Annotated in this window: 17 protein-coding genes; 7 read left to right on the forward strand and 10 right to left on the reverse strand. The window is 60.1% G+C overall.

The features are described 5' to 3' along the window. The first annotated feature begins 151 nt into the window (after window positions 1-151). Together AC1DNW_RS14605 and AC1DNW_RS14610 are read left to right on the forward strand one after the other, a co-directional pair. The gene (locus AC1DNW_RS14605; protein WP_477853258.1) at window positions 152-1,558 is read left to right on the forward strand and encodes an L-serine ammonia-lyase; all 1,407 of its coding nucleotides are present in this window, start codon (window positions 152-154) and stop codon (window positions 1,556-1,558) included. 154 nt (window positions 1,559-1,712) lie between these two features. Next, window positions 1,713-2,150: a DUF1489 family protein gene (locus tag AC1DNW_RS14610; protein ID WP_113310620.1), complete on the forward strand. Its 438-nt coding sequence runs from the start codon at window positions 1,713-1,715 to the stop codon at window positions 2,148-2,150. Between the two features lie 6 nt (window positions 2,151-2,156). On the opposite strand, the gene AC1DNW_RS14615 is transcribed toward AC1DNW_RS14610, so the two are convergent. The 7 genes from AC1DNW_RS14615 to AC1DNW_RS14645 form a co-directional block, all read right to left on the reverse strand. Then, window positions 2,157-2,432, reverse strand: a complete 276-nt coding sequence (locus AC1DNW_RS14615; RefSeq protein ID WP_113310619.1) for a hypothetical protein — start codon at window positions 2,430-2,432, stop codon at window positions 2,157-2,159. 112 nt (window positions 2,433-2,544) lie between these two features. Then, window positions 2,545-4,137: a serine hydrolase gene (locus AC1DNW_RS14620; protein WP_477853260.1), complete on the reverse strand. Its 1,593-nt coding sequence runs from the start codon at window positions 4,135-4,137 to the stop codon at window positions 2,545-2,547. A gap of 119 nt (window positions 4,138-4,256) precedes the next feature. Then, window positions 4,257-5,003, reverse strand: coding sequence for a hypothetical protein (locus AC1DNW_RS14625; protein WP_477853385.1), 747 nt, complete (start codon window positions 5,001-5,003; stop codon window positions 4,257-4,259). A gap of 217 nt (window positions 5,004-5,220) precedes the next feature. Next, window positions 5,221-5,826: a transglutaminase-like cysteine peptidase gene (locus AC1DNW_RS14630; RefSeq protein ID WP_113295476.1), complete on the reverse strand. Its 606-nt coding sequence runs from the start codon at window positions 5,824-5,826 to the stop codon at window positions 5,221-5,223. A gap of 383 nt (window positions 5,827-6,209) precedes the next feature. Beyond that, complete coding sequence (gene pip, locus AC1DNW_RS14635; RefSeq protein ID WP_113309116.1) at window positions 6,210-7,169, reverse strand: prolyl aminopeptidase; 960 nt, start codon at window positions 7,167-7,169, stop codon at window positions 6,210-6,212. Between the two features lie 180 nt (window positions 7,170-7,349). Further along, complete coding sequence (locus AC1DNW_RS14640) at window positions 7,350-7,961, reverse strand: PilZ domain-containing protein (protein WP_113295478.1); 612 nt, start codon at window positions 7,959-7,961, stop codon at window positions 7,350-7,352. A gap of 123 nt (window positions 7,962-8,084) precedes the next feature. Further along, window positions 8,085-8,702 carry a PAS domain-containing protein gene (locus AC1DNW_RS14645; RefSeq protein WP_113309115.1) on the reverse strand — a complete coding sequence of 206 codons (618 nt, stop codon included), beginning with the start codon at window positions 8,700-8,702 and terminating at the stop codon, window positions 8,085-8,087. A 391-nt stretch (window positions 8,703-9,093) separates the two neighbouring features. Here AC1DNW_RS14645 and AC1DNW_RS14650 point away from each other — a divergent pair, with 391 nt between their 5' ends. Together AC1DNW_RS14650 and AC1DNW_RS14655 are read left to right on the forward strand one after the other, a co-directional pair. Continuing rightward, window positions 9,094-9,873, forward strand: coding sequence for a rhomboid family intramembrane serine protease (locus tag AC1DNW_RS14650; protein WP_113309118.1), 780 nt, complete (start codon window positions 9,094-9,096; stop codon window positions 9,871-9,873). A gap of 99 nt (window positions 9,874-9,972) precedes the next feature. Beyond that, on the forward strand, window positions 9,973-10,407 hold the full coding sequence (locus AC1DNW_RS14655; protein WP_477853262.1) for a CBS domain-containing protein: 435 nt from the start codon (window positions 9,973-9,975) through the stop codon (window positions 10,405-10,407). A gap of 75 nt (window positions 10,408-10,482) precedes the next feature. On the opposite strand, the gene AC1DNW_RS14660 is transcribed toward AC1DNW_RS14655, so the two are convergent. From AC1DNW_RS14660 to folE, 3 genes are all read right to left on the reverse strand, one after another. Beyond that, on the reverse strand, window positions 10,483-11,451 hold the full coding sequence (locus tag AC1DNW_RS14660) for a patatin-like phospholipase family protein (RefSeq protein ID WP_477853264.1): 969 nt from the start codon (window positions 11,449-11,451) through the stop codon (window positions 10,483-10,485). 116 nt (window positions 11,452-11,567) lie between these two features. Then, a complete protein-coding gene (hisI, locus tag AC1DNW_RS14665) occupies window positions 11,568-12,020 on the reverse strand; it encodes a phosphoribosyl-AMP cyclohydrolase (RefSeq protein WP_113295482.1) in 453 nt (150 codons plus the stop codon). 25 nt (window positions 12,021-12,045) lie between these two features. Continuing rightward, window positions 12,046-12,660: a GTP cyclohydrolase I FolE gene (gene folE, locus AC1DNW_RS14670; protein WP_113309114.1), complete on the reverse strand. Its 615-nt coding sequence runs from the start codon at window positions 12,658-12,660 to the stop codon at window positions 12,046-12,048. Between the two features lie 307 nt (window positions 12,661-12,967). Here folE and AC1DNW_RS14675 point away from each other — a divergent pair, with 307 nt between their 5' ends. Genes AC1DNW_RS14675 through AC1DNW_RS14685 form a run of 3 tightly spaced genes read left to right on the forward strand, consistent with a single transcriptional unit; the run spans window position 12,968 to window position 14,348 of the window. Further along, entirely contained in the window at window positions 12,968-13,414 is a 447-nt protein-coding gene (locus AC1DNW_RS14675; protein ID WP_113295484.1) for an iron-sulfur cluster assembly scaffold protein, read from the forward strand. Between the two features lie 3 nt (window positions 13,415-13,417). Next, window positions 13,418-13,819 (forward strand): membrane protein insertion efficiency factor YidD, encoded by a 402-nt coding sequence (gene yidD / locus AC1DNW_RS14680; protein ID WP_113309113.1) that lies wholly within the window; start codon window positions 13,418-13,420, stop codon window positions 13,817-13,819. Window position 13,820: 1 nt separating this feature from the next. Continuing rightward, complete coding sequence (locus AC1DNW_RS14685) at window positions 13,821-14,348, forward strand: DUF1697 domain-containing protein (RefSeq protein ID WP_113509253.1); 528 nt, start codon at window positions 13,821-13,823, stop codon at window positions 14,346-14,348. Window positions 14,349-14,453: the final 105 nt, after the last annotated feature.

The following is a 14,453-nucleotide window of genomic DNA, read 5'->3' on the forward strand; positions in this document are numbered from 1 at the left end:
TGACCGGCAAGATGAGAATTGCTGGCAAGATGGTCTGCTTTTAACTAGTGTCCGGCCGGATGTCGCACCGGTTCAAGGCGATGTCGGTCCGTCACGCGGATACCGAGCCTGGCTCGCATAGTCTGCATCGTGAATTTTAGAAGGCGCCCTCATGTTTCTTTCGGTATTCGATGTATTCAAGATCGGGGTGGGGCCGTCGAGTTCGCACACGATGGGGCCGATGACGGCTGCCAATCGGTTCCTTGACCTCATCCTGTCCAACGAATGGCCGCGTCCTTCCATCGGCGCGCAGGTGACTGCCATCAAGGTCAGCCTGCACGGTTCGCTCGCCCATACGGGGATCGGCCACGGAACGGGCAGGGCGGTCATCCTCGGTCTGATGGGCGAAGMGCCCGACAAGGTCGATCCCGATCAAATGGACGCCATCATCGATGAGGTTGAAAAGAGCGGCCGGATCACGCCGGAGGGGCATCCGGCCTATCAGTTCCAGCCGAAGACGGACCTGATCTTCGACAAGAAGCAGCCGCTGCCGGGCCATGCGAATGGCATGACCTTTTCCGCCTATGACAAGGACGGACGGCTTCTCGTCAAGCGCATCTATTATTCCGTCGGCGGTGGCTTCGTCGTCACCGATACRGAGCTGGAGCAGATGCGGGCGCGCAAGAAAGCATCGCAGGGCAATTACAAGGTGCCCTATCCCTTCGCCAGCGCCAAGCAGATGCTGGAAATGGCCGAACGTTCCGGCCTGTCAATCGCACAGATGAAACGCGCCAATGAGGAAAGCCAGCGCAGCCGCGAGGAGCTGGATTCCGGCCTCGACCGTATCTGGGAAGCGATGCGCTCCTGTATCGAGCGCGGACTGAAGGTAGAAGGCATCATGCCCGGCGGTCTGAACGTCAGGCGCCGCGCAAAGCATATTCACGACAAGCTGCAGGAGGAGTGGCGCAGCAACCGCGTCAACCCGCTGCTCGCCAATGACTGGCTGAGCGTCTACGCGATGGCGGTCAACGAGGAGAATGCTGCCGGCGGGCGTGTCGTGACGGCGCCGACCAATGGCGCGGCAGGCGTCATTCCCGCCACGATCCGCTATTACGAGCATTTCCACGAAGACTGGGACCAGAAGGGCATCCACGACTATCTGCTGACCGCAGCGGCGATCGGCGGCATCATCAAGCACAATGCGTCGATCTCGGGCGCGGAGGTCGGCTGTCAGGGCGAGGTCGGCTCGGCCGCCGCCATGGCAGCCGCCGGCCTCGCAGCCGTCATGGGCGGCACGCCGGCTCAGATCGAAAATGCCGCGGAAATCGCGCTCGAACACCATCTCGGCATGACCTGCGATCCGATCGCCGGTCTGGTGCAGGTTCCCTGCATCGAACGCAATGCGCTGGGTGCGGTAAAGGCGGTCACGGCCGCATCGCTCGCAGTGAAGGGCGACGGCCAGCATTTCGTCCCGCTCGACGCCTGCATCGAGACCATGCGCCAGACCGGCTACGACATGAGTGAGAAATATAAGGAAACCTCGACCGGAGGTCTGGCCGTCAACGTCGTCGAATGCTGAGTTTGCGGACGGCTGATGTTAAAGCGCGTCGCGATCTTTCAGATTTCGCGCTTTAGCTCTTTGCCTCATGTCGTTATCGCAAAACCGCTGCACAGTTTTGCGAGACATGCTTTAGCCGCTTGACGCTGCCGGTCAAAAGGATTTCAACGGCAGCATGGCACTAAATCTCATCAAGCTCTGCGTCGGCTGCGACTCGATCGAAGACCTGCGTGAATGGGTGGCCGAGCGCTCGTTGCGCGCCATGGCTGCCGGACTGGAACCACACTCAGTCCACACGACCCGCATGGTGCCGAAGCGCGTGGAAGAACTKATCGACGGTGGTTCGCTCTATTGGGTGATCAAGGGTCAGGTCCAGGCTCGCCAGAAGATCCTCGACATCCAGACGTTTACCGATGGAGAAGGGATCGGCCGCTGCCATCTGATACTCGGTCCGGAGGTGATCGAAACCTCGGTTCAGCCGAAGCGGGCCTTCCAGGGCTGGCGCTACTATCCGACCGAAGATGTGCCGCGCGATCTCGACAGCCTCGGCGTCGGCATTGCAGAACTGCCCGCGGATCTTCGCCGTGAGCTTTCGGAACTCGGCCTACTCTAAAATACTTCAGCGCAGGCGCAGCACGACCGGCGAATGGCCGTCAGGCGAAGTGATGTGCAGATGGATATACGCCTCAGGCTGCGAATAGCGCCAGGCGCGCGCACCATGGCACAGCAACAGGTTGATCAGATCACGGGTTTTCGGCGACTTCGCCCTCGGGCGCTGCAGGCCGATTTCGGCAAGCCGGAGCGCTGCTTCGTGCAGCGGATGCAGGCCGGAGCGCCCCTTGTTAACCGCCCGGCGCCCCGCAGGCGCATTTGGAACATTCTCGTTGATCGACATCATCTTCCTCGTACGCAATACAAATCGAACTAGAATCGACTGCCGGCAGCGCGAACACCGCAGCCGGCAGGCAGGTACGCCGCCAAATCAGTCATAGGCAGCGCTGGATATCTCATTGGGCAGCCGCCCAGCACTTCACACCGGCCTTCTTGAGAGCCTTGCAGGCATTGACTGCATCACGCTGGCCATCGAAACCGCCAAAGCGGGCGCGATAGATCTGATCGCCGTCATTGGCATAGGCAACAGCGAAGGGCTTGGCGGAGTTCAGTGCCCTGCCGCCCTTGGCCTTGGCGTTTGCCAGAAGGTCCATCGCCAATTCACGGCTTGACGAGACGCCAATCTGGACAACCCATCCCGACGGCTGCGGCACTTCCTTCGCGGCAACCTCCTTGGCCGGCGTCGCCTTGGTGGAAGCAGTCGTCAGATCGTCGACGGAAGTATCGCCCTGTTCCGGCGGGATGTAGGCGGGAGCCGGTGTCGGCACGGCGACCGATGCCTGTTCCTGCTGCTTGACCGTGGCCGTCTTGATCGCGACCGTCTTGACCTTGGTCGGGGACGGCATCGGTTGCGTCAGCAATGGATTATCGGTCTTAGGTGCTGCGGTTTCCGCATAGGCAACCTCGGTGCTTGCCTGCTGATAGCGGCTGTCCGGAAGCGGTCCCTTATGCGGCAGGCCGAGGTCGGCTGCGGCCGCCGTCACCGGCACCTGATCTGCGGTAATCGTCTTCTTCTGCGCCACCTGGGCAACCTTGGCCGGGGAAACCGGAGCAGGCGTCTCAATCATCTCGGGTACCGGCTTCGACTGGGCGACAAGCGCGCCGCTCATGGAAGCCTTCGGCATGTAGGTGGCGAGCAGCTTGCGCATCTGCGAGTCGCGGGCAGGAGTGGATGCACCGCCGAGAACCACGCCGACGATCGACTTGCCGTCGACCTGCAGCGAACTGACCAGATTGAAGCCGGCAGCGCGGGTGTAACCGGTCTTGATGCCATCGACGCCGCGGACGGAGCCGACGAGGCGGTTATGGCTGCGGATCACGCGATTGCCGAACTTGAAGGCGCGCGCAKAGAAATAGCCGTAATATTGGGGGAAATGCTGGCGAAGGGCGATGCCCAGGCGGGCCTGGTCGCGCGCCGTCGTCATCTGCGCGGTATTCGGAAGGCCGTTGGCGTTGCGATACGTCGTGCGCGTCATGCCGAGCGCATGGGCCTTGGCCGTCATCATCTGGCCGAAACGGTCTTCCGTGCCGCCGAGCATTTCGCCGAGCGCGGTCGCGGCGTCATTGGCAGACAACGTCACAAGGCCGAGGATACCCTGCTCAACGGTAATCGTACTGCCGGCGCGCACGCCAAGCTTGGTCGGCGCCTGGGCTGCGGCGTGAGCGGAGAAGGGGACAGGCGTGTCGAGGCGGATGCGGCCCTGCTCAAGGGCCTCGAAGGTCATGTAGAGCGTCATCATCTTCGTGAGCGATGCCGGGTACTGAAGACGGTCGGCATTCTCGCTGTAGAGAACATTTCCCGTCCGGGCGTCGACGACGATACCGGCATATTTAGGATTTGCAGCTTCCGCTTCGGCATTGACCGAGTCGACCGCGACGATCGCGATAGCCATCGAAAGGATCGTCARCACCTTTGCKAGGAAACCGGCAGACCGCGGCGATGATACGGAGGAGATTGACCTTGACACTATTCCACTCTTCGCTTGCATTTCTGATGTTTGGCGGGCCACGCACCCCCTGCTGCGCAACCGGCCGTCTTCGAAGACTACCGGTTCAGCGTTACCAATCCGTTTATGATGAATCGTTTCTTCAGACATTGGAGGGGATTTTAGTGAGCTGTTGCAGTCCGGCTCACCAGACGAGCCTCGACAAAACTCCTGATCGCGGCATCAATGTGGTCCCAGTCAGCCAAATGACGGCTCGAGAACCGGTAAAGCACACTTAAATCCTTGCMGACCTTGATATCGCGCTGGCAATCTCCGCTGGTCGCCGTTTCCGCAGACGAGGGCAGGACGCAGCGAACGACATAATCGGCGGCGCCTTCGCGCGGCGCAGCCAACAGCACTTCGCCGTTGTAACCGGCATCGGCACGCAGGCGGTGCAGTGTCAGGCCATGCGCAAAGGCTTCCGGCGCGCCGTCCATTAGATGCGAATAGATCGGCTCCAGCCGGCCCGACATGTCCCGCGACATCGTTCCTTGGGTGATCTGCAGGAAAATCAGGCCCGAGGATTGGACGACATCATCGAAACGCTGGCGCGTTTCCTTGCTGTAGCCCTGCATTTCCGGCCAGGTAAGGTAGAGATCAGCCCGTTCGGCCGCGCCGTCATGACGTTCACTGGGGAAGCGAATCGTATTGGCGGGCAGGCCGATCGTATCGCGGCCGATTGTCAGGGTAATGCCTGTGGTGCCTTCCGTATTGCCGGCAAGAGAGATGTGACGGCCGAACCAGCGGCCGGCAACGCTGATGGCAACCGTCAGCAGCGCCAGAACCGCAATCGTCGCGGTGACACGGACCAGGAAGCGGGTCGAAAGAAGGGGTTGCTCACCAGGATGGCCCGCGGCGGAATGGCTCATCATCGTCCTCGGATATCGGGCCGCCGCAGGAAGGACGCGAGTCGTCGGGTGCCGGTTGTGAATCTCTCCATGATGATGAGATGACGGGGTTAACGAGGCGTTAACCCTATCGAGCAGAACAGCCACAAAAGAAGCGAGCCGTTCCCGGGACAGCGGGAACGGCTCTGGGCGCCGGTCGGGACGGGGATGCGGGGACTGACCGGGGCCGGTATGCCTGTTACTTCACGCTGCCGACCGCGACGGCGCGGCCATCCTGCAGCTTCGTCCAGCGGGCCGGATCGTCGGCGGACTGGCGCTTCAGGTAGGTGTATTCGGTATCCGACCACAGCAGCACCTTGTTGCGCATGTTGTCGAGAACAAAGTCGCCGTGATCGGTGCGAACCGTAAGCACCGCATGGCCTTCGCCATTTGGCTGCAGCACGACAGTCATCAGCGTGTCTGATGGAGAGAAGCCGGCATCGATCAGCATCTTGCGCTTCAGCAACGCGAAATCCTCACAGTCGCCGACGGTGCGCGGATAGGCCCAGCGCTCTTCGACACCGTAGATCTCTTTGTCCGTCATCGGCTGGATGGTGGAGTTGACCGTGTAGTTGACCTTGAGAATCTCCTTCCAGCGATCCTCGGTCAGGATTGCCGGGCCGGCATCGCCGCCGGCATAGGCGCATTCGCTCGGATTGGCCTGACAGAATTCATAGTGCCCGATCGGCGGGCTCGCATTGCCTGCAAGTGTCATGCTGGCGGGTGATGCCTGTCCTGCGCCCGCCATTGCCACTGTCATGCCAACGGCCAGAAGGCCGCGTTTCAGTAGATTTCGAATTGACATTATCGTCTCYCCGTTATGAGGATGACAATGACACGGACGTTTTTATCTCACGCAAAATTACGCAATAGAATTAAAGGCTTACTTGAATCAAATGCGCGTCGAACTTGATTCAAATTCAGCTCGAATACGCCTAAAATTAAAGACGCATTCGTCTCGAATTCGATTAAAATTGAAGGATTGGGAAAAACGCTTTCGAACCGAAAATGGCCGGAAACCGGACAGGGTGTTAACGATTTTCGACATGCTGGGTAAATTTCTGCGACGAGTTGCACCGAAAACTGCGGCTGGCGGCAATCCTGTTGAAGCGCACAAACAGGCGTCATGGCCGCCCTAAAACGCGATTCCGCCTCATTTCCCAATCTTCAACCGAAAAAATAATTTCGTCAGAGATCGCGAAATCTGTTCGTCGCAGCGACGATCGCGGCGGCAATATCGGCATTTGCAGTGGAATGGGCCGCTTTCGGCAGCACGATGAGCTCGGCGCCGGGCCATGCGCGGGCAAGTTCCCAGGCGGTGACAAGCGGTGCTTCTATATCGAAACGTCCGTGGATGAGGAGCCCGGGAATGCCCGCGAGGCGACCGGCATTTTCCAGGAGTGTGCCGTCTTCCAACCACGCACCCTCACGGAAATAGTGGGTGATGATGCGGGCGCGCGTCAGAAGATAGCGCGGATCGGACCAGCGCCGGGGCAGGCCGGCGGGATCGGCAAGCAGAATCGTCGCCGCTTCCCATTCGTGCCAGTCGCGCGCCGCCTTCAGCCGCACCTGCTCTTCGGAAGCGTTGAGCAGTCTGTGATAGGCGCTCACCCGGTCGATGCTGCGGAGTGCCGGCGGCAGCGCCTCACCGAACCGGTGCCATTCCTCCGGAAAGAGCGGCGCCATGCCGCGATAAAGCCAGTCGATCTCGGAACGCCGTGTCGTGGTGACGCCTGCAATGACGATGCCACCGACATGGTCGGGATGGGATTGCGCATAGGCGAGCGCCAGCGTCGAGCCCCAGGAATTTCCGAAGATGATCCACCGGTCTACGCCGAAGAGGCTGCGCAGCCTCTCGATATCCCCGATGAGGTGGGCGGTCGTATTGCGGGAGAGGTCGGTTGCTGCGTCAGCGGCATTCGGCAGGCTGCGCCCGCAATTGCGCTGATCGAAGAGGATGATGCGGTAGGCGGACGGATCGAAATAGCGCCGTGCAGCGGTGGAGCAGCCGGAACCCGGTCCGCCATGCAGGACGAGTGCTGTCTTGCCCGCCGGATTGCCGCAGGCCTCCCAATAGACGAGGTTGCCGTCGCCCGTGTCGAGCAAGCCGTGTTCATAAGGTTCGATTTCGGGAAACAGGATTGACATGACCGCGCCACTCGTTGAGGCGCGCTGTATCCTTCAATTCTGTGACGGATAGATGACGAAGCTGCATAGGCCCGAAAACCGGACGCAAAGACGCAAACCACCGATCACTTTTGCTGGAAGTGCTTCTTGCTTTGCGCAATTCCGGACGCAAAACCGCTGATCACTTTTGCTGGAATTGCTTTAGAGAAATTCGCGCAGTGTTTCGCGCGACTGGACCGAAAGGAACTCGATCGCAACACCTTCCGAGAAGTGGCGAACGACGCGGCCGCGCATGTTGCCCAGACGAGCAGGCGTGCCGAGCGGCGGGCGCACTTCGCAATCGACGGCAGCGCCCGAAAGTGAAAGGTCCATGATACGGCAGGTATAGCGCGTGCCGTCATCGAGGGTGAGATCGGTCTTGGTTTCGCGCGGGGTCAGACGATCATGACGGCGATCTTCCGGCAGGCCGAGCTCGTGTTTGTTGGCGAGCCAGGTGAGCTGAGCCGCGAGCTTCTCGCGCTTACGCTCGGTGGCGTTGATCGACATGGTGAAACCACGCATATCGACCGTCTGCACATGGCCTTCGACGCGGCCGAGATGATCGATATAGGCAACGACACGCTCATTGGCCCGCGGGCGACCGGCACAGGTGACATACATGTCGCCGGGCGACATATCGATCACCGTGCACTCGAATTCTTCGTAATTCGCAAGCATCAGGCGGCCCTGCATATTGATGGGGACGCGCTGGAACACTCCCTGTTCAGGGCGCGGCGCAGGTCTGTGCGTCTGAGCGGACTGGAACGAGTGCATCAAAGGGCTTCTTCATGAAATTGCTAGGCCCAATCCTTACCCCCAATCCATTAACAGAAGGTTGTAGGAACTAGCTGTCATATAACCCTAAAGTACTATGGGCGGCGACCCAAAATGGGGCAGTCACCGGGCGGTTGCCCCGTGCAGGAAATGCGACATGGCGCGCAGCATGGCCCGGCCGAAAGTGGGTTGTTTTTCGGTCGTGACTTCGACGGGGCGACGGGGCTCCATTTGTACCGCGCGGCCAAACTTGCCGTGCAGCAGGCGGCTGCGGTCGAGGGCGAGAAGCTCCAGCGGCACGATTTCCAGCCAGCTTGCAACAACGGCAGGTGCGATGGCGCCGAGCAGCCGGTCGCAGCCGCCTTGCGGCGAACGCAGCGGCATCATGATGATCTCGAAGGCAGCATGGTGGCCGGCGGTGCTGTAGCCCGTTGCGTTGAAAAGCGTCGGGATGGCGTGATCCATGACGCCTTTGGCCGTCCTTTCGATATCCTCGTGCTGGCCGTTGGCCCAGAGGGCGGAGAAACGCTCGCAGCGAAGATCGCGGCCGAAAAGATCGCAGATCTTGGTGCCGGCCAGGCGGAAACGAATATGCCGGTCCGCTTCTGTCTCCAAAATGAAGAGCCTCGACAGGAGGTGAGGGATCGCGCCGGGCTCGATCTGCGATTTCAGCGGAGCATCCTCTCCAACACGCAGAGCATTCCAGTAGTCGAAGATGTCGATCGTGGTTTGAAGGCGCATGACGCTGTCTCATTTCGGTTCATTGGCGGGCGATTTTCGCCCCTTCACCTTCTACCTTGCGGATTTCATGCCAAATCCGGGGAGTTAAGGTTAAGGAAGGGTTTCGCTTGAGCGCGGAGCCCTGTCATGAGACCGTCTCTCCATCACTTCGAACAGTGAAGTTCTGCACAAGACTGCCAGGGCAGGGGTCATCCATAGAGCGTCGTTCGCCCATGCGGGCGAACAAAGGACGCTCTACTCTTTGAGTACGCATCAGGCTTTCCGAAAATCGATTTCGATTTTCGGGCCGATGGTTGGGAATGCTCAGGCAAGCCGTCCGGCCATACCGGACGGCTTTTTTTTTGAAGCCGGCTCCTGTATGGCTGAGACCTCAAAACGAGGCGACAAAAGCATGAATGAACAGACGTCCGGGCCCGACCAGGCATTCCAGCCTTCACAGCCCGAACCGCCGGCCCGCCCGCCGCGTCAGCCGGTTTTCAATCTTCCGCCGGCATTGCTCGCTACGCTGCTGCTTCTGATCCTGATCTATGCCGTGCAATCACTTCTGCCGGTCGATTGGTTCAACTGGTTTCTGTTCAGCTTCGGCTTCATTCCGCTGCGTTATGCCGTTTCACTCGCAGAGCAGGGGCCGCAGCTCTATTGGACGCCCGTCACCTATTCGCTGCTGCATGGAAGCGTCGAGCATATCGTCTTCAACGGGCTATGGCTGATGGCCTTCGGCGCGCCGGTCGTGCGCCGCATCGGCACGGCCCGATACATCATCTTCTGGATTCTTTCTTCTGTCGCCTCGGCTGCGCTGCACACGGCGCTGAACTGGGGCAGCGAAGCGCTGCTTATCGGCGCATCCGGCGTTGTCTCCGGTCTGATGGGCGCTGCCTGCCGCTTTGCCTTCCCCTCCGGGCGGCAGATGTTCGGCCCGGCGCATCTCAATCCGCGCCTGTCTATAGTGCAGGCGGTTCGGAGCCGCACCGTGGTCATGTTCATGCTTTTCTGGCTGGTCGGCAACGCGCTGATCGCCGTCGGCATTCCGCTTGTCGGCGACGGCAGCCAGGAAATCGCCTGGGATGCGCATATCGGCGGTTTCGTCTTCGGCTTTTTCCTCTTTGCTCTGTTCGACCGAAAACTGCCGCAGGAACCCGTGCCGACTCCTGACGACGAGTTGCAATCCTGAGCCAAGCAGTGCACCATTGACCAATCCGCGATGGGAGGAGAGACCACCGCGGAGCCTGTGTTCCCGACAAGTGTTTCACTTTCGCCATAGGAGGTCCAAATGGCCAGTTCCGTCAAAGCAATACTCGATCTGAAGGGTCGGGACGTCGTCACAACCGKGCCGAATACCACGGTTTCGGAAGCGGCTCAGATTCTCAGCAAGAAGAAGATCGGCGCGATCGTCGTCGTCGGCATGGAGAACAAGATTTCCGGCATGTTCACCGAGCGCGATCTCGTGCATGTCATCGCAAAGGCCGGCAAGGACGGGCTCGACCAGACGCTTTCTTCCGTCATGACCTCGAAGGTCTTCCGCTGCAACGAGCAGACCTCGGTTAACGAGCTCATGGAGTTGATGACCAGCAAGCGCTTCCGCCATATTCCGGTCGAGGCTAACGGCAAGCTCGCCGGCATCATCTCGATCGGTGACGTAGTGAAGTCGCGCATCGCTGAGGTCGAGCGCGAGGCCGAAGAGATCAAGGCCTATATTGCAAGCTAGGCTCTTTTTTCGAGCAATTCCCGACGCAAAACCGCGGCACACTTTTGCTGGAATTTCTTCGGATAACGCTCTGCATCAGGGGTGCCTGGCGTAGAGTTCCTGCATCCGCTGCAACTCGGGTAGCCTTACCCGGGCTTCCTCATAGCCACGTTCGATGGCTTCCCCTGCACGATGGAACTCCGACAGACCGATGTCCGACAGGCGCGGCTGTAGCGAAATGTCAGGCGGATCGCCGGCAAGGCGGGCGCGGGCGATGCGATCCTGAATGATGTTGAAAGCCTGCACCATGACGCCGGTCATGCCCATCCTTGCGGCGTAGGGCGCATTCCTCTGCTGCTGCACTTCGGCAGGCGAGAGGCTGGCATTGTGGCGGACGACGGCGGAGCGGCCGTAGAGATCGTAGTTGAGGTTGACGGCGACGACGAGCGGCTGCTCGTAGCTGCGGCAGACGGAAACCGGCACGGGATTGACGAGCGCGCCATCGACCAATGTGCGGTTATTGCTGCGCACCGGCTCGAAAATGCCGGGCAGGGCATAGGAGGCGCGGATCGCCGTGATCAGCGAGCCATTGGCGATCCAGACTTCGTGGCCGGTATTGACCTCGGCTGCGACTGCGACAAAGGGCCGGTCGAGATCCTCGATCGTCAGGCCTTCCAGATGCTCCTGCATGCGCTTGGTCAGCCGCATGCCGCCGAAGAGGCCGGAGCCGCCGATCGTCAGATCGAGCAGGCTTGCAATGCGGCGCATGGTGAGCGAACGAGCGAAGTTCTCCAGTTCGTCTAGCTTCCCGGCGAGATAGCAGCCGCCGACGAGCGMGCCGATCGATGTGCCGGCGATCATGCCGATCTCGATGCCGGCCTCGTCGAGCGCACGGAGCACGCCGATATGCGCCCAGCCACGGGCGGCACCGMCGCCAAGCGCCAAAGCGAGCTTTGCTTTCTTTTCGGATAAGGATTGAACTGGGGGAATTGTCGTATCCTGAAGCGCTACCGTGCCGGAACTTCCGCCCTCGGCGCTTTGACGATGCATATTCCAGCCCAGCATGGCGTCCCTCCCTCCAGGCAGAACACTCGGGTTTCTATTAGCCGCCCCGAACCCTTTCCAAATTGTATATAGAGGCGACTTGCGTCGCAATAAGGGGCAGGTGGCCGGGATCTAGCCTATTTTGCGTAAACATCCTTCGGATCGAAATGCAGATCGTCATCGACGATGGTCAGAACAGGCTTTCCATCTTCCAGGGTGACGGTGCGGTAGAAGCAGGAGCGGCGGCCGGTATGGCAAGTGGCGTCGTGGCCGGCGACCTCGACCTTCAGCCAGATGGCGTCCTGATCGCAGTCTGTGCGGATTTCCCTGACGGTCTGGAGATTGCCCGAGGTCTCGCCCTTCTTCCAGAGTTTGCCGCGCGAGCGGCTGAAATAGTGGGCGAAGCCGGTCTGGATGGTCAGCGCCAGGGCCTGCGCATTCATATGAGCGACCATCAGGAGTTCGCCGTCACCGGCATCGGTGACGATGGCCGTGATCAGGCCGCGATCGTCGAAGCGTGGCGTGAAATCGCCAGCATCCTCCAGCTCGGATTTGTCTTCCGACGGCTGATTGAAAATCAGTTCACTCATCGCGGCCCTCCTGAGGGAGCCGGTATCAGCGGCCCCGCACCATTGTCATGAATCGAACCTGATCGGCCGGTTCAGTCTTGAACGTTCCTGTAAAGGTTGTCGTCAATGTGGTCGAGCCCTGCTTCTGAACGCCGCGCATGGCCATGCACATATGTTCGGCCTCGATCATGACGGCGACACCGCGCGGACGCAGCGTTTCGTCGATGGCCTTGGCGATCTGTGAGGTCATCGTTTCCTGCGTCTGCAGGCGGCGACCATAGATTTCAACGACACGGGCAATCTTGGAGAGGCCCAGAACCCGTCCGTCCGGCATATAGGCGACATGCGCCTTGCCGATGATCGGCACCATGTGGTGTTCGCAGTGAGAGAAGAAGGGAATGTCCTTCACCAGCACCATGTCGTCATAACCTGCGACCTCCTCGAAGGTACGGCCGAGCACGTCTTCCGGGCTCATCTCGTAACCCGCGAAGAGCTCGCGATAGGACTTGGCGACGCGGGCAGGCGTATCCAGCAGGCCCTCACGTGCCGGATCGTCACCAGCCCAGCGCAACAGGACACGAACGGCGTCCTCGGCCTCCTGCTGGGAGGGGCGATCGGATTCACGGGTGGTATGCGGAAAATTCTTGACGATGGCGTCCATATTCAATGGTCTCCTGGTCCGCAACGCGGACCGCAATCGGACTAGCCACTGGTATCCCAAGCGGGAATTCTTGCACCTTTGGCAGGCTCCGGGGCTTTCCAGGCTCGCTTTCTCGAACCCTTCCGGCACGGTTTCCCAATCAAACTCATTCGAGGCCATTGCATTTCGATGGCCCTCGAACGACATACATATAGTAAGACGACCCGGCTATGTAAGTACGTTGTCGTTTGACTGTGTGTTTTTTGTTTACACGACAATCACATAGGAATTAGCGTCGATTTTAGGCGTTTTTGGAGCCAAATCCGTCATGGACGACATCTATAACAGCAAAATCCTCGAATTTGCCGGCAATATTTCCCTGACCGGTATGCTTGACGATGCGGATGCGAGCGCCCAGGCGCATTCCAGGCTCTGCGGTTCGAAAGTGCGCATCTGGCTGAAAATGGACGGCGATACGATCAGCGCCTTTTCGCATGACGTCAAGGCCTGCGCGCTCGGCCAGGCTTCCTCCTCGATCATGGCCCGTCACGTCATCGGCGCGACATCAGGCGAAGTACGCAAGGCGCGCGAGGACATGCTCGCCATGCTGAAGGCGGATGGCGAGGGGCCGGATGGACGATTTGCCGACATGCGCTATCTTCTCCCCGTGAGAGAATACAAAGCGCGCCACGCCTCCACCATGCTGACCTTCGATGCCGTCGTCGACGCGATCGGCCAGGTCGAGGCCAAGCGTGCTGAAGTCGTCGAGGCCTAAGTTATGTGCGAATTCTGCCTGCTGCGCGAGGAGGAAGACGAGGGCGGTGCGGCTGCGCCGCAGCCTCGCGCTCAGCCGCAGCAGAAATTTTCGCGCAATTACCGGGGGCCGTTCCGCAAGACGCCGGACCGACTTTTCGGCATGGGGCTGATCCGGCTCTATCAGCTGACACTCTCCGGCTTCGTCGGCAATGCCTGCCGGCACATTCCGACCTGTTCCGAATATGGTTATGAGGCCGTCGCCCGCCACGGGCTTTGGGCCGGCGGGTGGATGACGCTTTTCCGCGTCGGCCGATGCGGTCCGGGCGGCACGAGCGGACTCGACCTCGTGCCTGACAACCTCGAATCCCGTTTCCGCTGGTTTACGCCCTGGCGCTACTTCGTGCTTGGGCGAAAGGAGGCATAAGGTGTGTACCTTCATCGCACTGCTGCATAGCATCGTCCTGACCTCCGAGCGGCGTGTGATCATGGAGGATCTGCGAAAGCTTGCTGAAGAGCTGGGTTATCGTGAACCGCGCACGCTGGTTTCCACCGGCAACCTCGTCTTCGAGGCGGACGGGATGCGGCCGCATGAAGTCGAAGAGCAGCTGGAAGAGGCCTTTGAAGAAAAGTTCGGCAAGCATGTCGATATCATCGTGCGCAGCGACTGCACCTGGATGGCGCTCTGCAGCGCCAATCCCTTCAAGGACGGCATAGGCGATCAGGTGATCGTGCGCGTCAGCCGGTTGCCGATCGATCCGGAAAAGGTGGAGGCACTGAAGCCGCTCCTTTCGGATGGGCAGCGAATGAAGCTGGTTGGCTGCGATCTCTGGATCGATTTTCACGGTAAGCCGAGCGAGTCGAAACTGCTCTCGGCGCTTACGACCAAACGCATGGGCGTGGGAACGATGCGCAATTGGAACACCGTGCGCGGCCTCTTCGAAATGGTCGCCTAAGCAGGCTTTTCCTTTACTACCACCGTAAATATCATTATCAGGCGGCAGCGCATCCGCGGCCGGATGACGCTTCCGTTTCAACCACCCGCATTCGTTGGCGGGACT

This window comes from Rhizobium sp. 05L429 (assembly GCF_056397645.1).